Here is a 21,857-nt window from a genome sequence, read left to right as displayed (position 1 = left end):
GGCGCGGTGCTTCGCCCGCTCGGACGCCGTTTTTTCCTGCCGAAGGTGGACCCATGCCCGCATTGCTGCCGACCAATTTTCAGGGCCGGATCGTCTGGCTGGGCGCGCAGGTGCTGCCGGTGCAGGATCTGGTGATCCGGGCCGAAGCGGTGGCCGAGATGCCGCTGACCTTTGCCGGTTACGCGCGCGAAAGCCATGCCGGGTTGACGCGGCCATCGTGCAGCCGGGTCAAGGCGCAGCATCCGCGTGGCACCCTGATCCGCAACACCCGGCAATTGGCCGTGGTGAGTGCCGAGGAAATGGCAGAGGTGGCGGCGGACCTCGGGATAGCCGAGTTCGACTATGCCTGGGTCGGCGCCTCGGTGGTGGCCGAAGGTTTCCCCGATTTCAGCCACCTGCCGCCGTCGAGCCGCTTGCAGGCCGAAAACGGCACGACGCTGGTGGTCGATATGGAAAACCGGCCCTGTCAGGAACCGGCGGTGACCATCGGCAAGGCGCTGCCCTGCATGGGCAAAGCCTTCAAGACCGCCGCCGAGGGCAAGCGCGGCGTCACCGCCTGGGTCGAGCGCGAGGGCAGCTTGCGGCTGGGCGACGTGCTGCGGTTGCATATCCCCGATCAGCCGGTCTGGGCGCATCTGGATACGGCTCGGCTGGGCTGAGGCCCCGCTGCGGAAATTTCCGCAAGCCCGGCTTGGGTTTCGCATCGGAAACGCGGGCGGACGATTTTACCGCTGCGACGGTCGCAATCCACCCTTTCCTTGTGACTTTCTGCCGCTATAGCGGATTAAAACACCGGGCAGCGCCCGCGGGGAGAGAGACATGGCCTTCAAGACCGACATCGAGATTGCGCGCGAGGCGAAAAAGCTGCCGATCATGCAGATCGGCGCGAAGCTGGGCATCCCCGCCGAACACCTGCTGCCCTATGGCCATGACAAGGCCAAGGTCGGGCAGGAGTTCATCAAGTCGCTGGAAGGCCGCCCGAATGGCAAGTTGATCCTGGTGACCGCGATCAACCCGACCCCGGCGGGCGAGGGCAAGACCACCACCACGGTGGGTCTGGGCGACGGTTTGAACCGCATCGGCAAGAAGGCCGTGGTCTGCATCCGCGAGGCCAGCCTTGGGCCGAACTTCGGCATGAAGGGCGGGGCGGCGGGTGGCGGCTATGCGCAAGTGGTGCCGATGGAAGAGATGAACCTGCATTTCACCGGCGATTTCCATGCGATCACCTCGGCGCACAACCTGCTGTCGGCGATGATCGACAACCACATCTACTGGGGCAACGATCTGGGCATCGACGAGCGCCGGGTGGTGTGGCGCCGGGTGATGGACATGAACGACCGGGCGCTGCGCGATATCGTGGTCAGCTTGGGCGGGGTGTCGAACGGTTTCCCGCGGCAGACCGGGTTTGATATCACCGTGGCCTCGGAAGTGATGGCGATCCTGTGCCTTTCCAACGATCTGGCCGACCTGCAAAAGCGGCTGGGCGACATCGTGGTGGCCTATACCCGCGACAAGAAGCCGATCTATTGCCGCGACATCAAGGCCGATGGCGCGATGACGGTGCTGTTGAAGGACGCGATGCAGCCCAATCTGGTGCAGACGCTGGAGAACAACCCGGCCTTCGTGCATGGCGGGCCGTTTGCCAATATCGCGCATGGCTGCAACTCGGTGATTGCCACCAAGACCGCGCTGAAACTGGGTGATTATGTGGTGACCGAGGCCGGTTTTGGCGCCGATCTGGGGGCCGAGAAGTTTTTTGATATCAAGTGCCGCAAGGCTGGGCTGAAACCGGCGGCGGCGGTGATTGTCGCCACGGTGCGGGCGATGAAGATGAATGGCGGCGTTGCCAAGGCCGATCTGGGGGCGGAAAACGTGGCCGCCGTGCAGAAGGGCTGCCCCAACCTTGGCCGCCATATCGGCAACGTCAAAAGCTTCGGCGTGCCGGTGGTGGTGGCGATCAACCATTTCTTCAGCGATACCGATGCCGAGGTGCAGGCGGTGAAGGATTATGTGGCAGGCCAGGGCGCCGAGGCGATCCTGTGCAAGCACTGGGCGCATGGCGGCGCGGGGATCGAGGATCTGGCGCACAAGGTGGTGGCCCTGGCGGAATCCGGTGCCGCCAATTTCGCGCCGCTTTACCCCGACGACATGCCGCTGTTCCAGAAGATCGAAACCGTCGCCAAGCGCATCTACCATGCCGACGAGGTGCTGGCCGACAAGTCGATCCGCGATCAGCTCAAGGTCTGGGAGGCGGCGGGCTATGGCCATCTGCCGGTCTGCATGGCCAAGACCCAATACAGTTTCACCACCGATCCCAACGTGCGCGGCGCGCCCACGGGGCATTCGGTGCCGGTGCGCGAGGTGCGGCTTTCGGCCGGGGCGGGGTTCATCGTGGTGATCTGCGGCGAGATCATGACCATGCCCGGCCTGCCGCGCTTGCCCTCGGCCGAGGTGATCCGGCTGAATGCGGACGGCGATGTGGAAGGCCTGTTCTGACCAACTGCCGCGTTGTCCTTTGGCCGCGTGCATCGTAGAAGGCGGCATCCTTTCACGGGCGAGGCGCAGATGAAGACTCCGGCAGAATGCACCACGATGGCCGAACTGCGGGCCGAGATCGACCGGCTGGACGAAGAACTGGTAGCGCTGTTTGCCCAGCGTGTCGGCTATATCGACCGGGCGGTGGCGATCAAGACCGGGATCGGGCTGCCCGCGCGGATCAACTCCCGCGTCGAGGAGGTGATCGCCAATGTGCGGCGTCATGCGGTGGCCAACGGGCTGCCGCCGGACAAGATCGAAAAGCTTTGGCGCAAGCTGGTCGACTGGTCGATCGAGCGCGAGGAAAGCCATCTGGGGAAGGATGCGGAATGACGGCCACGGTGATCGACGGCAAGGCCTTTGCGGCCCGGGTGCGGGGGCAAGTGGCCGAACAGGTGGCGCGGTTGAAGGCCGAGCACGGGTTGGTGCCGGGGTTGGCCGTGGTTCTGGTGGGCGAAGACCCGGCGTCTCAGGTCTATGTCGGGGCCAAGGGCAAGCAGACGGTCGAGGTCGGAATGATCTCTGTCGAACATAAGCTGCCTGTGGATACCTCGGAAGCCGATCTGCTGGCGCTGATCGCCGCGCTGAATGCGGATGCGAAAATTCACGGGATTTTGGTGCAGTTGCCGCTGCCTTCTCACCTGAATTCCGATCTGGTGATCAACAGCATTGATCCGGCCAAGGACGTGGACGGTTTTCACATTTCGAACGTCGGGCTGCTGGGCACCGGGCAGAAGGCGATGGTGCCCTGCACGCCGCTGGGCTGCCTGATGATGCTGCGCGCGCATCTGGGCAAGCTGTCGGGGCTGAACGCGGTGGTGGTGGGGCGCAGCAACATCGTCGGCAAGCCGATGGCGCAACTGCTGCTGGGGGAAAGCTGCACGGTGACCATCGCCCATTCCCGCACCCGCGATCTGGCGGCGGTGTGTCGGGGGGCGGATATTCTGGTGGCGGCGGTGGGGCGGCCCGAGATGATCACCGGCGACTATGTGAAACCCGGCGCCACGGTGATTGATGTGGGCATCAACCGCATCCAGCGCGATGGCAAGACCAGGCTGGTGGGCGATGTGGATTACGCCTCGGCCGCCGCTGTGGCAGGCGCCATCACCCCGGTGCCGGGCGGGGTGGGGCCGATGACCATCGCTTGTCTCTTGGCCAATACGTTGACGGCCTGCTGCCGCGAAAATGGTTTGCCGGAACCTGTCGGGTTGACCGTCTAGCGCGGCATCGGCAGGGCCAGCGCCCGCCTGCCGGTCAGCACCGCCAGCGCCTTTGGCCCCATCAGCGTGGTCAGCACCGCATCGTCGCTGCGCAGACCACCGGTATAGGCGCCATAGGCGGGCAGGATCAGCCTTGTGTCGTCAAGCAGAAAGCAGGGCCGCGCCTGCCCCGCCAGCCGCGCCTTGGGGTGGTAGTGGCCCGAGACCTCCCCGGTTGTGCCGAGGTCCGCGATGTGGCGGAAAGTCAGGGTTTGCAGCCGCACCTCGGCCCGCAGGCTGCCTCCCAACGCCAGGGGGCCGGGGTCATGGTTGCCCGCGATCCAGGTCCAGTCGCGCCCCGCCATCAGCCGGGTCAGCCACAGCGCGTCTGAATCTTCAAGGCGGTCGGCGGCGTCCAGATCGTCGAAACTGTCGCCAAGGCAGATCACTTGCCGCGCTGCGGTCGCCTCCAGATCGGCATCCAGCCGCGCCAGCGTCGCCCGCGTCTCATAAGGCGGCAACAACGCCCCACCGCGCCGCGCCAGCCGGTCGGATTTGCCGAAATGCAGGTCTGATACACACAGCAACCCCTGCGCAGGCCAGTGCAGCGCGCCCGAGGGCAGGGCGACAAGTGCTTGCCCGGCAAGGGAAAACCCGTAGCCGCTCATGCCAGCCCCGCGGCGGCAAGCAACCGCTCGGCAGCTTCCGCCAACAGCCTTTCCTGCCCCGCCCCGGCCACCGGCACCCTTCCGTGTTCCAGCAGCAGGGGGGCGGCAAGTGGCGAGACGCGGAGCAGGGCGATCAGGTCGATGCGGCCTTGGACCCGCGCCAGCATCTCCTCGATGCGGCCGAAATCGACCAGCCCGCGCATCGCCTCCTCGCGGGTGATGGCCAGCAGCAGGTGGGTGGGGTCGTATTTCTGCAAGGTGTCGTAAAGGATGTCCGAGGAAAACGTGGCCTGCCGCCCGGATTTGCGCCGCCCCTGGTGGCTGCGCTCGATCAGGCCCGCAATGGTCGCCACGCCGCGAAAGCTGCGCTTCATCACCGCATTGCCCGCCAGCCAGCCTTCCAGCCAGTCGCGCAGGTTGGCGGCATCCAGCAGGGGGGCCACATCGGTCACCGGCTCCAGCCCCCAGATCAGCGTGGCGTAATCGGTGGCAACGAAGCCCAGAGGGGCCAGCCCCGCATCTTCCATCCGCTTGGTCAGCAGCAGCCCCAGCGTCTGCTGCGCGTTGCGCCCGGCGAAACCGTAAAGACAAAGGTGTTCGCGGCCCTCGTAGGGGAAGGTTTCCACCAGCAGCCGATCAGCCTGCGGCAATTGCGAGACCTCGCGTTGCAGGGCCAGCCAGCGGGCGGTGTGCGGGGGCAGCTCCGGCCAGGTCTTCTTGGCGAAGATACCCATGATGCGCTGGGTCAGCAGGGTCGAGGTGGCAAACTTGGTGCCGGAAAACACCGCCACCTTGGGGTCGCGGCCGGGTTGGCGGGTGACCTCCACCGTCATTTCGCGCAGGCCTTCGTAACGCACCACCTGACCGCCGATCAGGAAGGTATCGCCGGGGGTCAGCGAGGCCGCAAAGGCCTCCTCGATCTCGCCCAGCGGCGTGCCCATCCGGCCTTTCAGCCGCACCTTCAGAGTTTCGGTATCGACGATGGTGCCAAGGTTCTGGCGGATCACCGCAGCGGCGCGGGGGTCGCGAAGGGTCCATTGGCCGCCGCGCAGCATCAGCCGTTGCCAGCGGTCATAGGCGCGCAGGGCATAGCCGCCGGTGGCCACGAAATCCAGACAGGCGTCGAAGTCGGGGCGGGTCAGGGTGGCGTAGGGACCGGCGGTGGTGACCTCGGCATAGAGCGCGCCCGCATCGAACGGTCCGGCGGCGGCGGTGGCGAGGATATGCTGGCACAGCACGTCGCGCGGGCCGGGGCCGCGGGGGTCGCCGTCAAGGGTGTGGGCGCGCACGGCGTCGAAGGCGGCATGACATTCCACCACCTCGAAGCGGTTGGCGGGCACCAGCAGCGCCTTGGAGGGCGCGTTGTAGCGGTGGTTGGCGCGGCCGATGCGCTGGACCAGCCGTTTGACGTTCTTGGGGGCACCGACCTGAATCACCAGATCGACATCGCCCCAGTCGATGCCCAGATCCAGCGTGCCGGTGCAGACGATGGCGCGCAACTGGCCTGCGGTCATCGCCGCCTCCACCCGGTCGCGTTGCTCGCGGGCAAGGCTGCCGTGGTGGATGGCGATGGCCAGGTTGTCGGTGTTCTGCAGCCAGAGGTCGTGGAAAAAGATCTCGGCCTGCGCGCGGGTGTTGTGGAAGATCAGCGTGGTGCGATGAGCGCGGACCTGATCGAGAATGGCCGGGATGGCATAGCGGCCACCACCCCCGGCCCAGGGCGGGGCGGCTTCGGTTTCCAGCATCGAGATGTCGGGGTCGGGGCCGGGGTCGGCTTGCAGTATCCGGCAGTCGGGGGCCAGAAAGCGCGCCAGCGCCGGTGGATCTTCCACCGTGGCCGACAGGCCAATGCGGCGCAGCCCCGGAGCGAGCGTAGCGAGCCTTGCCAGCGACAGCATCAACTGGTCGCCGCGCTTGCTTTCGGCCAGCGCATGAATCTCGTCCACGATCACCCGCCGCAGCCCCGCGAAGATGCGGGGCGCGTCGTCATAGCTGAGCAGCAGCGCCAGACTTTCCGGCGTGGTCAGCCAGATATGCGGCGGGTCAGCGCGCTGGCGGCGGCGCTGGGTAAAAGTGGTGTCGCCGGTGCGATCCTCGACCCGGATCGCGAGGCCCGCACCTTCGACGGGGCGGCGCAGGTTGCGGCGGATGTCGGCGGTTAGCGCCTTCAGCGGCGAGATGTAGAGGGTGTGCAGACCCGGCGCGGGTGCTGCCCCCAGTTCGGCAAGGGTTGGCAGAAACCCCGCAAGCGTCTTGCCGCCGCCGGTGGGGGCGATCAGCAGGCAGGCGGGGGAAGCTGCCAGATCCAGCATCTGCCGCTGATGCGGGTGCAGGGTCCAGCCTTGGGCGGCGAACCAGTCGGCAAGGGCGGGCGGCAGGGGGATCATCGCCGCAAGATAGGGGCAGGGCGCGGCACAGGGAAGCGGGCTTGTGGCGCGCAGTGGTTTTCCCTTGCGCCGCAGGGGCGGCCCGCCTATCCCAAGCGCCATGAAAATCCTGTTTCTCGGCGATGTGATGGGGCGTGCGGGGCGCGCGGCGGTGGCAGAGCGGCTGCCGGGCTTGCGCACCGAATGGGGCCTCGATTTCGTGGTGATCAATGGCGAGAATGCCTCGTCAGGCGTCGGGCTGACGCCAGAGCACGCCAAGGGCCTGCTGGCCGCGGGCGCCGATTGCGTGACGCTGGGCGATCATGCGTTTGATCAGAAAGACATGCTGCAATTCATCGAACAGGAGCCACGGATATTGCGGCCCTTGAACTATGCCAAGGGTGCACCGGGCAAGGGGGCGCGGCTTTACACCGCCACCAACGGCCGCAAGGTGCTGGTGGCGCAGGCCCTGGGGCAGGTGTTCATGAAGCGGCCGTTTGATGACCCGTTTTCTGCGGTCGAGGCGGTGCTGAACGCGCATCCCTTGGGCGGGGTGGCGCAGGCCATCGTGGTGGACATGCACTGCGAGGCGACATCCGAGAAGATGGCGATGGGGCATTGGTGCGACGGGCGGGCCTCTCTGGTCGTCGGCACCCACACCCATATTCCGACCGCCGACACCATGATCCTGCCGGGCGGCTGCGGCTATCAGTCCGACGCGGGCATGTGTGGCGATTACAACTCGGTCATCGGCATGGACAAGCTGGAGCCGATGCGGCGCTTTGTCACCGGCATGCCGAAATCGCGGTTCGAGCCGGCCAATGGCCCGGCGACGCTGGCGGGGGTGTGCGTCGAGACCGACGACAAGACCGGCAAGGCGGTGAAGATCAGCATGATCCGGGTGGGCGGGCGGCTGCAAGAAGCCCGGCCGTGAACCAGCGGTTTGGCTATGTGGCGCTGCTGGTGGCGATGGGGGTCGCCTGGGGTTCGACGCAACCGCTGGGCAAGATGGCGGTTTCTACCGGGCACCGGCATTTCGGGCTGATTTTCTGGCAGTTGGTGATCGGTGCGGTGGTGCTGGGGCTGGTGACGCTGCTGCGCGGGCGCTGGGTGCTGCCGGGCCTTGCGGGCTGGCGCTTTGCCGTGGTGATCGCATTGATCGGCACCATCATTCCCAACTCGACCTTCTACATTTCGGTGGCGCGGTTGCCGTCGGGGATCATGTCGATCCTGATCTCGATGGTGCCGTTGCTGGCCTTTCCGATGGCGCTGGCGCTGGGGATGGACCGCTTTGGCATCGGGCGGGTGGCGGGGCTTTTGTGCGGGCTGGCGGGGGTGGCGCTGATCGCCTTGCCGCAGGGCAGCCTGCCGGATGCGCGGATGGCGGCCTGGTTGCCGCTGGCGCTGATCGGGCCGCTGTTCTATGCCATGGAGAGCAATTTCGTGGCGAAATTCGGCATGGCGGGGATGGACGCGGTGCAGGCGATGTTTCTGGCCTCGGCGGTGGGGGCGGTGATCTGCCTGCCGCTGGCGCTTGGCTCTGGCCAGTTCATCGACCCGTTGCAGCCCTGGGGCAAGGCCGAGGCGGCGCTGGTGGCCTCGTCGGTGATCCACTGCTTTGCCTATGCGTCTTTTGTCTGGCTGGCGGCGCGGGCGGGGGCGGTGTTTGCGGCGCAATGTTCCTACATTACAACCGGCGCGGGCATGCTGTGGGCGATGGCGCTGCTGGGCGAGCGGTTTTCAGGCTGGGTCTGGGCCGCGATGGCGGTGATGCTTTTGGGGCTGTTTCTGGTGCAGCCACGGCTGCAAGCGGTTGGACAGGGCGGGAAACTCGGCTAACAGGGTCGTAAATGACGACCGGAGGCAGGATGTTCGGGCTGGAACTGGCACAGACGACGCAAGCCTGGGTGGCGGTGGCCATCCTGGTCGGCATGTTCGTGATGTTCCTGCGCGAGACCTATCCGGTGGAGGTGGTGGCCATCGGCGCCTCGGGGCTGATGCTGGTTCTGGGGATCATTCCGGCGAACGCGATCACCGGGGTGCTGGCCAACAACGCGCCCTGGACGATTGCGGCGATGTTCATCATCGTCGGCGGGTTGGTGCGGACCGGGGCGCTGGAATACATCTCGGGGGTGGCTGCGCGCAATGCCGCCATCCATCCGGCGCGGACGCTGATCCTGCTGGGGCTGATGGTCACCGGCATGTCGGCCTTCGTGAACAACACGCCACTGGTGGTGGTGATGATGCCGATCTTCATGCAACTGTCGAAGCAACTGGCGATCTCGCCGTCCAAGCTGCTGATCCCGCTGAGCTACATGACCATTCTGGGCGGCACGGTGACGCTGGTCGGCACCTCGACCAATCTGGTGGTGGACGGGGTGGCGCAGGCCAAGGGCTTGGCGCCGTTCACGATTTTCGAGATGACGCCGATTGGCATCGTGGTGGCGCTGACCGGGCTGGTCTATCTGGGGCTGGGGGCGAAACGGCTGCTGCCCGACCGGGATTCGATGTCGTCGCTGTTAAGCGACCGCTCCAAGATGAAGTTCTTCACCGAGGTGGCGGTGCCCGAAGACTCGGCGCTGATCGGGAAACGGTTGGACGGCATCGACATTTTCCGCCGCGAGGGCGCGCGGGTGATCGACGTGCTGCGCGGCGATGCCAGCCTGCGGCGTGGCGTGATGGCCGATGTGGTGCTGGAGGCGGGCGACCGCGTGGTGTTGCGCACCGCCATGTCGGAAGTGCTGGGGTTGCAGACCCACAAAGACCTGCGGATGGTCGAAAAGCTGAGCTCGGTCGAGACCAGCACCGTCGAGGTGCTGATCAGCCCCGGTTGCCGCATGGTCGGGCGGACGCTGCGCGAGATGCGGCTGCGGCGGCGTTACGGGGTTTATCCGCTGGCGGTGCACCGGCGCAACATGAACACCGGTCAGCAGATGGACGATCTGGAGGTGCAGGTCGGTGATACGCTGCTGCTGGAGGGGGCGATGGCCGACATCCGCCGTCTGGCCGAGGATATGGAACTGGTCGATGTGGCGCATCCGTCGGAACGCGCCTACCGCCGCCATCTGGCGCCGATCGTGATTGCGGTGCTGCTGGCGGTGGTGGGGCTTTCGGCGCTGAATGTGGCCTCGATTCAGGTGCTGGCGTTCATCGGGGTCGGCGTGGTGCTGGCGACCCGCTGCATCGACGCCGACGAGGCCTTCGGCTTTGTCGATGGCCGCCTGATGGGGATGCTGTTCGGCATGCTGGGGGTCGGCGCGGGGCTGGAACATTCGGGCGCGGTCGAGATGCTGGTGGGCTGGGTCAGCCCCTACATGCAGGGAATTTCGCCCTATGTGCTGGTGTTTCTGGTCTATCTCTTGACCTCGTTCCTGACCGAGGTCGTGTCGAACAACGCGGTGGCGGTGATCGTGACGCCGGTGGTGATCGGGCTGGCGCAAAGCCTTGGGGTGGACCCGCGGCCTTTGGTGATGGTGGTGATGATCGGCGCTTCGGCCAGTTTTGCCACGCCGATCGGCTATCAGACCAACACGCTGGTGTTCGGGCCGGGTGGCTACAAGTTCGCCGATTTCATCCGGTTCGGCGTGCCGCTCAATCTGATCTGTCTGGTGGTGGTGACAATCGCCATGCCTTTGCTGTATGAGTTCTGACATGAAACATATCCTTCCCTTCGCCCTGCTTCTGGGCCTTGCTGCCTGCGTGGGCACCGGCCCTTCCCGCCCCGCCGAGGTGCGGCTGAGCGCCAGCACTCTGACGGTGATGATGGCCGATGGCCGGCGCTGCGATGCGCCTTGGGCCGCAGGGGCCGGGCGGATGCAGGATTGCGGGCTGGACTGGCAGGTTGTGGTGGACAAGCCCAACCCGTTGCGCCGCGCCTTTGTCGATCTGTCGCAGGCGCTGGGCCTTGCGGTGACGCCGATGGCGCGGATCAGCCTGACCGATGCCACCGGGCAGACTTATGGCTTTACTTCGCCACCGCCGCGGCCAGTGAAGGACGATTAGCCGGGGTTGCGGCGGGGGGGCGGGCTGGAGTATAGGGCCGCATAGCCGAAATCCAAGCATCGGAGACGGGTCATGGCAGGCCATTCGAAATGGGCGAACATCCAGCACCGCAAGGGCAAGCAGGACAAGTTGCGCTCGAAAATGTTTTCCAAGCTGGCGAAGGAAATCACCGTCGCCGCGAAGATGGGCATGCCCGATGTGGACATGAACCCGCGGCTGCGTCTGGCGGTCAAGGCGGCCAAGGCGGTTTCGATGCCCAAGGACGTGATCGACCGGGCGATCAAGAAATCGCAGATGGGCGACGGGGCGGACTACACCGAAATCCGCTATGAAGGTTACGGTGCCAACGGCATTGCCATCATCGTCGAGGCGCTGACCGACAACCTGAACCGCACCGCTGCCAATGTGCGCAGCTATTTCACCAAATGTGGCGGCAATCTGGGGCAGACCGGATCGGTGAGCCACGGGTTCGACCGGGTGGGCGAGGTGTCCTATCCCGCCAGTGCCGGGTCGGCCGATGACGTGATGATGGCGGCGCTGGATGCCGGGGCGGATGATGTGGAATCCGACGAGGACGGCCACTGGGTCTATTGCTCGGTCGAGGCGCTGAACGAAGTGTCGGACGCGCTGGAGAAGGCGCTGGGGGAATCGACGGAAAGCAAGCTGATCTGGAAGCCGCAGACCCTGACCGAGGTCGATCTGGACACCGCGCAGAAGCTGATGAAGCTGATCGACATGCTGGAAGAAGACGACGACGTGCAGACGGTGACGCATAACTTCGACATGAGCGAAGAGGTCGCGGCGCTGCTGGACGCCTGAGGGCGCTTCGCGGACGGCGATGCAAGGCCCCCGGCGACGGGGGCTTTTGCTTTTTCGGGAGTGCTATCCCAGTTTCACATCGGCCAGCAGCGGGATGACGTTGGACTGCGAATGGTTGGCGTAGGTGTCCCAGGTCGGGGTGTAGTCGTCGGACTGGTTGCCCCAGACTGTCCAGCCGACGCGCGGGCCGCGGGCGAACATCTCCAGCCGTGGACCTTCGCTGCAACCTTCGATCAGCGGATATTGCTCGTCGGGTTTGCGGCTGTGTTCGCGCTTCTGCGACGAGATGATGTTTTCCTGGGTGCGGCCAAGCTTCAGCGTGCGGGCGTTCTTGCCGCGCACGCCGAACAGCAGCACTTCGGTGACATTGCGGAAATAGAAGCCGACACCGCGCCGATCCGGGCCGCCATCCTTGCGGATCTTATACCAGATGATGTTGCTCTTGTAGCTGAAGCCCCAGTTTTCCATGACCTTCAGCCCCTCGGGCAGCAAGGCGTTCGGCACCCACAGGTAAAGATGCGCGGTATCGGCCACCACCGCCTCGACCGGCAGATCGCAGATCTCGCGCAGGGTCATGGTGGGGTAGCGGGCCAGCCGCTTGTGTTCGGGCGCCATCTTGCCGGTGCGGTTCTGGAACTGCCACGGCGGATCGGCCAGCACGGTGCGGAAGCGGGTCTTACCCGCGCGGGCCAGCAGGTCGTCGGCGGCACTGATCATTGCACGTCCTCCACAAGCAGGGCTTTGGTGATGCCGAAAACCAGAAGCGGGCAACCGGCCCCATCCCCGCCTTCGATTCGCGGCAGCAGCTTCGACATATGCGTGGTCGAATTGCCGTAGGACGATCCGCGCCCAAGATGGTTGAAGATGTCCTGCAGCGAGTCGGCGCGGGTGATGATGATACCGACGCTGACGGCACGCAGATCGAACAGCAGGCGGAAGTTGTTCAGATCGCGGTCAAAGAACGGATCCTTGTTGTTCCACTCGATTTCAAGGGCGACGCCGTTCTTGAAGCAGTCGATCTTGTGGGTGGGCGAATTGAGCCGCGCGCCATCGACTTCGATCGCGGTCTGGAACTGCTTTTCAACCCAGCCGCGGTCGGTGAGAAAGTGGTCAATGAAGCTGGCCAGCTTCGATTTGTTGCCGCCGCCGGTTTCGATCCAGGATTTCTGCAGCCGGAAGGTGGTCAGCAGGTCGAGCAGGTCTTGCCATTCGGACGGGAAGTCCTGAGACAGGATCGCACTCGCATGCTTCCAGTCGTGACATTCATAGCTGTCACGGACGAAAGCGGGAAGGCGATCTTGCAGCATATTGGGCTCCGCGGCTGAGAGATCACCGTATGTTGCCGGTGTCTGCCGCGCAAGGGCTGGTTGGTCAGGCGGGCGGGTGCAGGGTGTGGGCGGCGGCCTGGCGGATGGCGCGGGTCAGCGGGGCGAGGGCGGCGGCGGTCAGGCGGGTGAACTGCCAGTGCAGCGGCACGTCCAGTGGGGTGTTGGGGGCTATTTCCAGCAGGGTTCCGGCAGCGAGGTGGGAGGCGATCAGCGGTTCGGGGTTCATGCCCCAGCCGAGGCCTGTCACGGCGGCATCGACGAAGGCGTGGCTGCTGGCCATGCGGTGCGTGGGGTAGGGGAAGGTCTGGCCGCAATGGCGGGAAAGCCAGGCGGATTGCAGGCTGTCCTTGTCGGAAAAGGTCAAGGCGGGGGCGTGGTGCAGGGCGTCGGGCGTGGCGCCTTGCGGGAACCATCTGGCGCAGAACGCCGGGCTTGCGGTGGCGTGGTAGCGCAGGCGGCCCAAGGGCAGGGTATCGCAGCCTTGCAGTGGGCCGGGGTGCGAGGTGATGGCGGCGGCCACCTCGCCGCGTTTCAGCCAGTCTTGCGAATGGTCCTGATCGTCGATCACCAGATCGAACAGCAGCCCTTCGGTGGCGGCCAGCGCCGGGATCACCCAGGTGGCCAGGCTGTCGGCATTGACCGCGATGCGCAGGGTGGTCGGGCCGGGGTCGGGCAGGGCGAGGGCGGCCTCCAGCAGGGTGACTTCATCCAGATGGCGGATCAGGGCGAGGCCGGCGGCGGTGGCGGTGCAGGGCTGGCCGCGTTTGACCAGCAGCGTGCCCATGCGTTCTTCCAGCGCCTTGATGCGTTGGGAGATGGCGGAGGGGGTCAGATCGAGGCTGGCGGCGGCCAGATCGAAGCTGCCGCGGCGGTGGACTGCGGCGAGGGCGCGGAGTTGCGGGTAGTCGAGCATGGGGTGCCGATCGCGAGGATATTTGGGCGAAGATGAATTAACAGGATTCAGGCATTGGTAGAAAGATTAATTTGATTGATGTCGTGGGGCGCGCCTATGTCAAGCGGAACAGGGCGGGGAGCAAGCGATGCTTGAGGCGGCGGTGGCGGGGTATCTGGTGGCGCTGAGCCTGATTGCGGCGATCGGGGCGCAGAATGCGTTTGTGCTGCGGCAGGGTTTGCGGCGCGAGCATGTGCTGGCGGTGGTGCTGGTCTGTGCCGGGTCGGATGCGGTGCTGATTGCCGCCGGGGTGGCGGGGTTTGGCGCGGTGTCGGGGGCGCTGCCGTGGCTGGGGCAGGCGATGCGCTGGGGCGGGGCGGGGTTTCTGCTGGTCTATGGCGCGTTGCGGTTTCTGGCCGCATGGAAGGGGGGCGAGGCGCTGGTGGCCTCGGGCGCCGAGGCGGTGCCGCTGGGGCGGGTGATTGCCACCTGTCTGGTGCTGACCTGGGCCAATCCGCATGTTTACCTCGACACGCTGGTGCTGCTGGGCAGCATCTCGGCGCAATATGCGCCTTATGGGGCGGTGTTCGGGGTGGCGGCAACGCTGGGGTCGTTCAGTTTCTTTGCGGCACTGGGGTTTGGTGCGCGGTTGCTGGCGCCGTTGTTTGCCAGACCTCAGGCCTGGGTGGTGCTGGAGGTGGTGGTGGGCTGCACCATGTGGGCGATTGCGGCGGGGTTGGTGTTGGGCTGAGGCAGAGCGGGGGGCTGTCTGCCCCCGTGGCCATCGGTTCTTGAACCGGTGGCGAACCAATGGCCACCCCCCGAGGATATTTGAGAACAGATGAAGGGCGCGCGGGTTCGGGCTTGTGGATTTCGGGGCAATCGGCTTGGGTCGCGGTATGTCTGACCTTGCTGATGCCCCAGTGTTGACCGCCGAAACCTCGCGCCCGTTGCAGGGGGTGTTGTGGATGCTGGCCTCGGGGCTGAGCTTCGTGGCGGTGAATGGCATCGTGCGGTATCTGGGCACCGATCTGCCCGCGGCGCAGTCGGCGTTCATCCGCTTCGGGTTCGGGGTGCTGCTGCTGGCGCCGATGCTGGGGTCGTTGCTGCGGGGCGGCTTTGCGCCGGGGGTGTTGCGGCTTTATGCCGGGCGCGGGCTGGCGCATACGCTGGCGGTGGTGTGCTGGTTCTATGCCATGGCGCGGATCCCGGTGGCCGAGGCAACGGCGATTGGTTACCTTAACCCGGTGTTGGTGGCGCTGGGAGCGGCGCTGCTGTTTGGCGAGGGGCTGGCGGCGCGGCGGGTGCTGGCGATTGCGGTGGCGCTGGTGGGCGCGGTGATCGTGCTGCGGCCGGGGGTGCGCGAGGTGACGGGCGGGCATTATGCGCAGATGGCGGCGGCGGTGTGTTTTGCCGCCTCGTATCTGTTCGCCAAGGAGGTCAGCCGGACGGAATCGGCGGCGCGGGTGGTGGCGATGATGTCGCTGAGTGTGGCCATCGGGCTGGCGCCGGTGGCCTGGTGGGTCTGGGTGCCGGTGACACTGGCGCAACTGGCCTGGCTGGCGCTGGTGGCGGGGTTCGCCACGGTCGGGCATTTCTGCATGACCAAAGCGTTCCGGGCGGCGCCGCTGGCGGTGACGCAGCCGGTGGTGTTCCTGCAACTGGTCTGGGCGACGCTGCTGGGCACCCTGGTGTTTGACGAGGCAGTGGACGGGTTCGTGCTGCTGGGCGGGGCGGTGATCATCGGCGCGATTTCGGTGCTGACCTGGCGCGAGACGGTGGCGCGGCGGCGGGCCTCGGCCTGAGGTGTTGCGCGGGCGCAGGAAGGGCGGGCGCTGCGGTTACAGGCTGTAAGGGCTGAAGGCCTAGGTTTCGCGGCTATGGCGTTCCGCGGAGGTGTTCATGCCCGATGTTTCGACGATACTGTCGCTGCCCCTGATCCTGCCGGCCCAGGCGCAAAAGCACGTGACCCACAACGAGGCGTTGCGGCTTCTGGATGTGGCGGTGCAACTGGCGGTGCTGAACCGCGACCAGACCGTGCCGCCGGCGCTGGCGGCGGTGGGTGACCGGCACATCGTGGCGGCTGGCGCTGTCGGGCTTTGGGCCGGGCAGGCGGGCAGGATCGCGCTGTTCACCGCCGAGGGCTGGCAGTTCTTTGCGCCGCTGGCGGGCTGGCAGGCGCATGTGCTGGCCGAGGGTCAGACCGCGGTGTTCGACGGGCTGGACTGGACGGTGCCGGGGTCCGGGCCGCTGGCACCCACGATGCTGGGGGTCAACACCACGGCGGATGCGGTCAACCGGCTGGCGGTATCTTCGCCCGCCACGCTGCTGACGCATGAGGGGGCCGGGCATCAGTTGAAGGTCAACAAGGCGGCGGCGGGCGATACCGCCAGCCTGATGTATCAGACCGGGTTTTCCGGCCGGGCCGAGATGGGGCTGGCGGGCAGCGACGATTTCTCGATCAAGGTCAGTGCGGACGGGGCGGTGTTTGCCACGGCGCTGACGGTCAACCGCGCCAGTGGCATCGTGGCGCTGCCGCAGGGGGTTTCCAGCGGCGGGTTGGTGCTGCGCGACGGGGTGGATGCGACCAAGGGGGCGCAATTCACGTTGTCGGGCTTGAGCACTGGCGTCACCCGCAGCTATGCGCTGCCCAACACCAGCAGCGAGATTGCGGTGCTGGCGGGGACGCAGGCTTTCACCGGCGACAAGAGCTTTTCCGGTGCGGTGGGGGTTTCGGGGGCGCTGACAGCCTCGGGGGTGACCACGGTGTCGGGGGTGTTCACGGTCTCCAACGCGGTGGCAACGCTGGGCACGGCGACCGGGGTGGCCACCTATGGGGTTGGCACTGGCGCGACCGGTTCGGGCAGCAGCAAGACGCTGAACCTGGGCACCGGCGGGGCGTCAGGTTCGACCACGGTGGTCAACATCGGCTCGGCCACCGCCGGGGCGCTGGGGTCGCTGGTGGTGAACGTGCCGACGGTGACCTTTGCCGCCGGAGTGACGGCGGTGGCGATGCCGCAGGCAAACCTGTCGGCGTTGCGGCTGGGGCTGGGCGGGGCGGTAGCGGATGCCACCAACCGGCTGTCGGTCAACACGCCTGCGGTGCTGCTGAACCATGGGGGGGCCGGGATCGAGGCGACGCTGAACAAGGCCGCCGTCGGCAATGATGCGGCGCTGGCGTTCAAGACCGGGTTCAGCACCCGGGCCATGCTGGGCCTGCTGGCCAGTGACGGCATTGCACTGAAGGTCAGCCCGGATGGCAGCAGCTTTGTCACCGCGCTGAGTGCCGATCAGACCTCTGGCCAGGTGACGCTGCATCAGCCGGCGGTTCTGGCCGGGCAAGCAGCCGATCCGGCCAGCCCGGCGGATGGCGCGATCTGGCACAATGCCAGCACCGGCCAGATCAAGGCACAGGTGGCAGGGGCCGCGCGCATCATCGACAGCCAGCAGAATGTGCCCTGGCTGACGCCGGCGGCGGGCGAGTATGTGCTGACCACCAGCGGTGCCGGCGGCACGACAACCTCAACGCTGGCTGGGGCGGCGGGTCGGATCGACCTTTTTCCGTTCATACCGCGCGCCGACATCACGGTGAACCAGGCGGCGGTGTACGTGACCACGCTGATCGCGTCGGCGCTGGGCAAGGTGGTGATCTATGGTGCCGATGCCAATGGCCGCCCCGGCAGTCTGATCCAGGAGACGGCGGACATGGATTTCTCCACCACCGGGGTGAAGAGCGCCACCATCGCCCAGACCCTGCGGCAGGGACGGACCTACTGGATCGGCATCCGCCACAGCTCGACTGCAACGCTGTCGGCCTGGCCACTGACGGCGACGCCGGATCTGAACGGTGGGGTGCCGGTCACCTCGGCGCGCAAGGTTCTGCGGCGCACCCTGACCTATGCGACTGCGGCGCCGGCAAGCTGGGGCTTTGTGGCCAGCGAGATCAGCGCCGCAGCGGCGACGGCGATCTGGCTGCGCATGGCCTGAGACCGCAAGACAGGGCAACGGGATAGGGCCGCGCCGGGCAACGGGCGCGGCCTTTGGCTGTTTGACAGCGATTGGGCGAGTGCCTATGCATTTGATAACCAATCCATGCAGGGGAACAGCCATGAAAATCGCCATGATCGGAACCGGTTACGTCGGGCTTGTGTCGGGTGTGTGTTTCTCTGATTTCGGCCATGACGTGGTGTGCGTCGACAAGGACCCCGGCAAGATCGAGCGGTTGCAGGCAGGCCAGGTGCCGATCTTCGAGCCGGGGCTGGAAGCGCTGATGACCAAGAACGTGGCGGCCGGGCGGCTGACGTTCACGCTGGATCTGGCGGCGGCGGTGGCGGGGGTGGATGCGGTGTTCATTGCCGTGGGCACCCCCACCCGGCGCGGCGACGGCCATGCCGATCTGACCTATGTGATGGCCGCAGCCGAGGAAATCGGCCGGGCGCTGACCGGCTATGCCGTGGTGGTGACCAAATCCACCGTGCCGGTGGGCACCAACCGCAAGGTGGCCGAGGTGATCACTACAGCGCATCCGGGGGCCGAGTTCGACGTGGCCTCGAACCCCGAATTTCTGCGCGAGGGTGCTGCGATCGACGATTTCATGCGCCCCGACCGGGTGGTGGTGGGGGTGGAAACCGAGCGGGCCAAGAAGGTGCTGGCCGACATCTACCGCCCGCTGTTCCTGCGCGAATTTCCGGTGGTGTTCACCGGGCTGGAAAGCGCCGAGATGATCAAATACGCGGCCAATGCGTTTCTGGCCACCAAGATCACCTTCATCAACGAGATCGCGGCGCTGTGCGAGCGGGCCGGCGCGGACATCAAGGCGGTGTCCAAGGGCATGGGGCTGGATGGGCGCATCGGCAACAAGTTCCTGCATGCGGGCCCCGGCTATGGCGGGTCGTGTTTCCCCAAGGATACCAAGGCTTTGGCGCGGATGGGGCAAGACTATGCCGTGCCGATGCAGATCGTCGAGACGGTGATCGCCGTCAATGACGAGGTCAAGCGGCGGATGATCGACAAGATCGTCGATCTGTGTGACGGCGGCGTCAGTGGCAAGGTGATCGCGGTGCTGGGGGTGACGTTCAAGCCCAACACCGATGACATGCGCGACGCGCCCAGCCTGACCATCGTGCCCGCGCTGGTGGGGGCGGGGGCCAAGGTGCGACTGGTCGATCCGGAAGGCCGCCGCGAGGGCGAGACACTGCTGCCCGGCACCAGATGGTACGACAACGCCTATCAGGCGGCGCATGGGGCCGATCTGGTGGTGATCCTGACCGAATGGAACGAATTCCGCGCGCTGGATCTGGAAAAGCTGGCGCGCAAGATGCAGACACCGCGGATGGCCGACCTGCGCAACCTCTATGAACCCGATGCCGTGCGGGCGGCGGGGTTCGAGGCCTATGTCGGGGTGGGCCGCTGACGGCGCATTCATGGGCACTGCGGTTGCAACGGGCGGTCTTGTGCAGGCTGGATCCCCCCCGACCGCCCGCCGATCCAGGCTGCATTGAAGGCAAAAGCCACAAAGCCGCCTTGCTTTGTTAAGACCGGACAAAGCATGTCGGCCCATCCTGATCCCGGGTGTGAAATTCGGGTGACAGGGGTTCGGGGTGGCTGCTTTTCAGGTGGTCGAGACATTTCTCGACGGGCCGACGCATATGCTGTCGGGCATTACGGATATGGAACTGGTGCAGACCGAAAGCGGGCTGCGGCTTTACTCGGCCACCCGCGCGGGGGGCGGGGTTCTGGCGGTCAGCATCGGTGCCGACATGGCGCTGCTGGATCAGGCAGGCACTGTCTGGGGCAGTTCGCTGCCGGCGCCGGCCCGGCTGGAGGTCGTCAGCCTGAACGGCCAAAGCACCCTGATCGTGACCGGCAGCAATGGCGCGCGGATGGGCGGCTATGGGCTGGGTGCCGATGGCAGTCTGGGGCTCAGCGCACAGGTGATCGGCAGTCCGTCGGGCACGCTGGCGGCGCAGATCATGGTGGAGGTCGGCGCCGACACCTTCTGCTTTGTGAACCGGATGGGCGATGCCGGATTGCTGGGCTACCGGCTGCTGGCCAACGGTCAGATGCAGCAGGTCAGCAACGTTTCGGTGATCGGCGATTTTCAGGGTGTCGATGTCACGGCGATGGCATCGTTTGCCGTCGGGGCGCAATCTTACCTTCTGGTGGCCTCGACCGCGCAGGATGCCTTGCGCAGCTATGCCATTGGCGATGATGGCCGCCTGACCTTTCAGCAATCCCTGGGGGCGACGCAAGGATTGGGGCTGAATTCCCCCTCGGCGCTGGAGGTGGTGCAGGTGGGGGGCGTCACCACGGTGCTGCTGGCGGCGGCGGGAACCTCGTCGATTTCGGTGGTGCAGATCGCAGCCGACGGCGGCATGAACCTGACCGACCATGTGATCGACACGCTCGACAGCCGGTTTCAGGGGGTGCAGGCGCTGACATCGGTGGTGGTGGAGGGCCGGGCTTTCGTCTTTGCCGGTGGTGGTGATGACGGGCTGAACATGTTCACCCTGCTGCCCGACGGTCGTCTGCAACTGATGGCGACACAGTTGCAGGTGCCGGGGATGGCGCTGCACAACATCTCGGCGTTGAGCGCCACGGTGGTGGGCGGTGTGATCGAGCTGTTCGTGGCGGGCGAGGGCACGGGTATCACGCGCCTGCGGCTTGATCCGGGCGAGGTTGCGGCCACAATCGGGGGCACGGACGGTGCCGACCTGCTGCTGGGCAGCGCCGCCAACGACATGATTACCGGCGGCACCGGCAATGATTCGCTGAAGGGCGATCTTGGCGACGATATCCTGCTGGATGGCGCCGGGTCGGATTCGCTTTGGGGCGGCGCGGGGGCGGATGTCTTTGTGCTGGCAGCCGACGGCGTGGCCGACGTGATCCGCGATTTCCAGGTGGGCATCGACCGGATCGACCTGTCGGGCTGGGGCCGGGTTTATTCGGTCGATGAATTGCGGGTGGTGGCGCGCACCGGCGGTGCCACAATCATCTTCGGCAGCGAAACCCTGACAGTCATGTCGGCCAACGGCCAGCCGATCCAGCCCTCGGCCTTTCAATCGCGCGATCTGTTCAACCTGTGGCACGAGGTGCCGACCGGCTTGATCCCCGGTGAATTGCCGCCCGAAAGCGCCGAACTTGTCGGAACCTCGGGGGACGATACCCTGTCGGGCACCACGGCAGCCACGCTGCTGGACGGGCTGGAGGGGTTTGACACGGTGGATTTCTCGCAGGGGCAGGGAAACCTGGGGTTTGACCTGCTTGATTCGCTGACGGCCACGATGGCTGTGGGCACCAAGGTCTACCGGTCGATCGAGGCGGTCACCGGCGGCGCGGGCGACGATACCATTGCCGGCAGTCAGGACTCCAATCGCCTTGACGGAGGCGTGGGTGCCGACCAGTTGTTCGGGCGGGCGGGGGATGACACGCTGCTGGGCGGCGACGGCGACGACGTGCTGAGCGGCGGCACCGGGGGCCGACCGGCTGGAGGGCGGCGCCGGGCGCGACCGGGCCGAATATCGCGGGGCGGCGACGGCGGTGCTGGTCGATCTGGCCGTGCTGGCGGCCAACAGCGGCGAGGCGGCGGGCGATGTGTTTCTGGGCGTCGAGGATCTGGGCGGCAGCCTGTTCGGCGATACGCTGGCGGGCGATGCCGCATCCAACCTGCTGACCGGTCAGGCTGGCGACGACATTCTGTCGGGGCGCGATGGTGCCGACACGCTGCTGGGCGGCGACGGCAATGACAGCCTGCAGGGCGGGCTTGGCGCTGACCGGCTGGAGGGGGGTGCCGGGCGCGATCTGGCCGATTACGGCCAAAGCACCGCAGGCCTGCGGGTGGACATGCTGGTGGCCTCCGCCAACACCGGCGACGCGGCGGGCGATGTGCTGACCGGTGTCGAAGACCTTGGCGGCACTGACTTTTCCGATGTGCTGGGCGGCGACGATGCCGCCAACGTCCTTTATGGCCTGGCCGGTCACGACGTGTTGATGGGGCGCGATGGTGCCGACACGCTGCTGGGCGGCGATGGCGACGACGTCCTGCAAGG

20 protein-coding genes are annotated in these 21,857 nt (G+C 66.3%); 15 read left to right on the top strand and 5 right to left on the bottom strand.

Going from position 1 to position 21,857, the window contains the following annotated elements; translation table 11 throughout:
* Positions 1-53: 53 nt before the first annotated feature.
* From RSW2DRAFT_RS13055 to folD, 4 genes are all read left to right on the top strand, one after another.
* Positions 54-659: an MOSC domain-containing protein gene (locus RSW2DRAFT_RS13055; protein ID WP_008031697.1), complete on the top strand. Its 606-nt coding sequence runs from the start codon at positions 54-56 to the stop codon at positions 657-659.
* A 160-nt stretch (positions 660-819) separates the two neighbouring features.
* A complete protein-coding gene (locus RSW2DRAFT_RS13050) occupies positions 820-2,496 on the top strand; it encodes a formate--tetrahydrofolate ligase (protein ID WP_008031696.1) in 1,677 nt (558 codons plus the stop codon).
* A gap of 69 nt (positions 2,497-2,565) precedes the next feature.
* On the top strand, positions 2,566-2,868 hold the full coding sequence (locus tag RSW2DRAFT_RS13045) for a chorismate mutase (protein WP_008031693.1): 303 nt from the start codon (positions 2,566-2,568) through the stop codon (positions 2,866-2,868).
* Positions 2,865-3,755 carry a bifunctional methylenetetrahydrofolate dehydrogenase/methenyltetrahydrofolate cyclohydrolase FolD gene (gene folD, locus RSW2DRAFT_RS13040; protein ID WP_008031692.1) on the top strand — a complete coding sequence of 297 codons (891 nt, stop codon included), beginning with the start codon at positions 2,865-2,867 and terminating at the stop codon, positions 3,753-3,755. The genes RSW2DRAFT_RS13045 and folD overlap by 4 nt, the downstream gene beginning before the upstream one ends.
* On the opposite strand, the gene pdeM is transcribed toward folD, so the two are convergent.
* Both pdeM and RSW2DRAFT_RS13030 read right to left on the bottom strand, forming a co-directional pair.
* On the bottom strand, positions 3,752-4,402 hold the full coding sequence (pdeM, locus tag RSW2DRAFT_RS13035) for a ligase-associated DNA damage response endonuclease PdeM (protein ID WP_008031690.1): 651 nt from the start codon (positions 4,400-4,402) through the stop codon (positions 3,752-3,754). The genes folD and pdeM overlap by 4 nt on opposite strands.
* Positions 4,399-6,789, bottom strand: a complete 2,391-nt coding sequence (locus tag RSW2DRAFT_RS13030; protein ID WP_040672201.1) for a ligase-associated DNA damage response DEXH box helicase — start codon at positions 6,787-6,789, stop codon at positions 4,399-4,401. The genes pdeM and RSW2DRAFT_RS13030 overlap by 4 nt, the downstream gene beginning before the upstream one ends.
* A gap of 100 nt (positions 6,790-6,889) precedes the next feature.
* On the opposite strand from RSW2DRAFT_RS13030, the gene RSW2DRAFT_RS13025 reads away from it, so the two are divergent.
* The 5 genes from RSW2DRAFT_RS13025 to RSW2DRAFT_RS13005 all read left to right on the top strand — a co-directional run bounded on the left by RSW2DRAFT_RS13025 (position 6,890) and on the right by RSW2DRAFT_RS13005 (position 11,589).
* The gene (locus tag RSW2DRAFT_RS13025) at positions 6,890-7,702 is read left to right on the top strand and encodes a TIGR00282 family metallophosphoesterase (RefSeq protein WP_040672195.1); all 813 of its coding nucleotides are present in this window, start codon (positions 6,890-6,892) and stop codon (positions 7,700-7,702) included.
* A complete protein-coding gene (locus tag RSW2DRAFT_RS13020) occupies positions 7,699-8,607 on the top strand; it encodes a DMT family transporter (RefSeq protein ID WP_008031685.1) in 909 nt (302 codons plus the stop codon). The genes RSW2DRAFT_RS13025 and RSW2DRAFT_RS13020 overlap by 4 nt, the downstream gene beginning before the upstream one ends.
* A gap of 29 nt (positions 8,608-8,636) precedes the next feature.
* Entirely contained in the window at positions 8,637-10,418 is a 1,782-nt protein-coding gene (locus RSW2DRAFT_RS13015; RefSeq protein ID WP_008031684.1) for an SLC13 family permease, read from the top strand.
* 1 nt (position 10,419) lies between these two features.
* Positions 10,420-10,770, top strand: a complete 351-nt coding sequence (locus RSW2DRAFT_RS13010) for a hypothetical protein (RefSeq protein ID WP_008031683.1) — start codon at positions 10,420-10,422, stop codon at positions 10,768-10,770.
* A 72-nt stretch (positions 10,771-10,842) separates the two neighbouring features.
* Positions 10,843-11,589, top strand: a complete 747-nt coding sequence (locus tag RSW2DRAFT_RS13005) for a YebC/PmpR family DNA-binding transcriptional regulator (RefSeq protein ID WP_008031682.1) — start codon at positions 10,843-10,845, stop codon at positions 11,587-11,589.
* Positions 11,590-11,652: 63 nt separating this feature from the next.
* Here RSW2DRAFT_RS13005 and RSW2DRAFT_RS13000 read toward each other — a convergent pair whose 3' ends face one another.
* The 3 genes from RSW2DRAFT_RS13000 to RSW2DRAFT_RS12990 form a co-directional block, all read right to left on the bottom strand.
* Positions 11,653-12,306 carry an MT-A70 family methyltransferase gene (locus tag RSW2DRAFT_RS13000; protein WP_008031681.1) on the bottom strand — a complete coding sequence of 218 codons (654 nt, stop codon included), beginning with the start codon at positions 12,304-12,306 and terminating at the stop codon, positions 11,653-11,655.
* A complete protein-coding gene (locus tag RSW2DRAFT_RS12995; RefSeq protein WP_008031680.1) occupies positions 12,303-12,896 on the bottom strand; it encodes a BglII/BstYI family type II restriction endonuclease in 594 nt (197 codons plus the stop codon). Before RSW2DRAFT_RS12995 ends, RSW2DRAFT_RS13000 begins: the two co-directional genes overlap by 4 nt.
* Before the next feature lie 64 nt (positions 12,897-12,960).
* The gene (locus RSW2DRAFT_RS12990; RefSeq protein ID WP_008031679.1) at positions 12,961-13,830 is read right to left on the bottom strand and encodes a LysR family transcriptional regulator ArgP; all 870 of its coding nucleotides are present in this window, start codon (positions 13,828-13,830) and stop codon (positions 12,961-12,963) included.
* Between the two features lie 127 nt (positions 13,831-13,957).
* On the opposite strand from RSW2DRAFT_RS12990, the gene RSW2DRAFT_RS12985 reads away from it, so the two are divergent.
* The 6 genes from RSW2DRAFT_RS12985 to RSW2DRAFT_RS18720 form a co-directional block, all read left to right on the top strand.
* Positions 13,958-14,560: a LysE/ArgO family amino acid transporter gene (locus RSW2DRAFT_RS12985; RefSeq protein WP_008031677.1), complete on the top strand. Its 603-nt coding sequence runs from the start codon at positions 13,958-13,960 to the stop codon at positions 14,558-14,560.
* Positions 14,561-14,708: 148 nt separating this feature from the next.
* On the top strand, positions 14,709-15,614 hold the full coding sequence (locus tag RSW2DRAFT_RS12980; RefSeq protein WP_232209688.1) for a DMT family transporter: 906 nt from the start codon (positions 14,709-14,711) through the stop codon (positions 15,612-15,614).
* Positions 15,615-15,711: 97 nt separating this feature from the next.
* On the top strand, positions 15,712-17,796 hold the full coding sequence (locus RSW2DRAFT_RS17200) for a DUF2793 domain-containing protein (protein WP_008031674.1): 2,085 nt from the start codon (positions 15,712-15,714) through the stop codon (positions 17,794-17,796).
* A 121-nt stretch (positions 17,797-17,917) separates the two neighbouring features.
* Complete coding sequence (locus RSW2DRAFT_RS12965; RefSeq protein ID WP_008031672.1) at positions 17,918-19,222, top strand: UDP-glucose dehydrogenase family protein; 1,305 nt, start codon at positions 17,918-17,920, stop codon at positions 19,220-19,222.
* A 187-nt stretch (positions 19,223-19,409) separates the two neighbouring features.
* Positions 19,410-21,554: a calcium-binding protein gene (locus tag RSW2DRAFT_RS12960; RefSeq protein ID WP_008031671.1), complete on the top strand. Its 2,145-nt coding sequence runs from the start codon at positions 19,410-19,412 to the stop codon at positions 21,552-21,554.
* Positions 21,436-21,857, top strand: a 422-nt coding sequence (locus RSW2DRAFT_RS18720; protein WP_269630412.1) for a calcium-binding protein, incomplete at its 3' end; no start/stop codon positions are given. The genes RSW2DRAFT_RS12960 and RSW2DRAFT_RS18720, both read left to right, overlap by 119 nt.

It is taken from the genome of Rhodobacter ferrooxidans, from assembly GCF_000176015.1.
In the GTDB taxonomy this organism is placed as follows: domain Bacteria; phylum Pseudomonadota; class Alphaproteobacteria; order Rhodobacterales; family Rhodobacteraceae; genus Pseudorhodobacter_B; species Pseudorhodobacter_B ferrooxidans.
The sequence above is the reverse complement of the archived record's forward strand: the minus strand, read 5'-3'. Positions and strand labels throughout refer to the sequence as shown.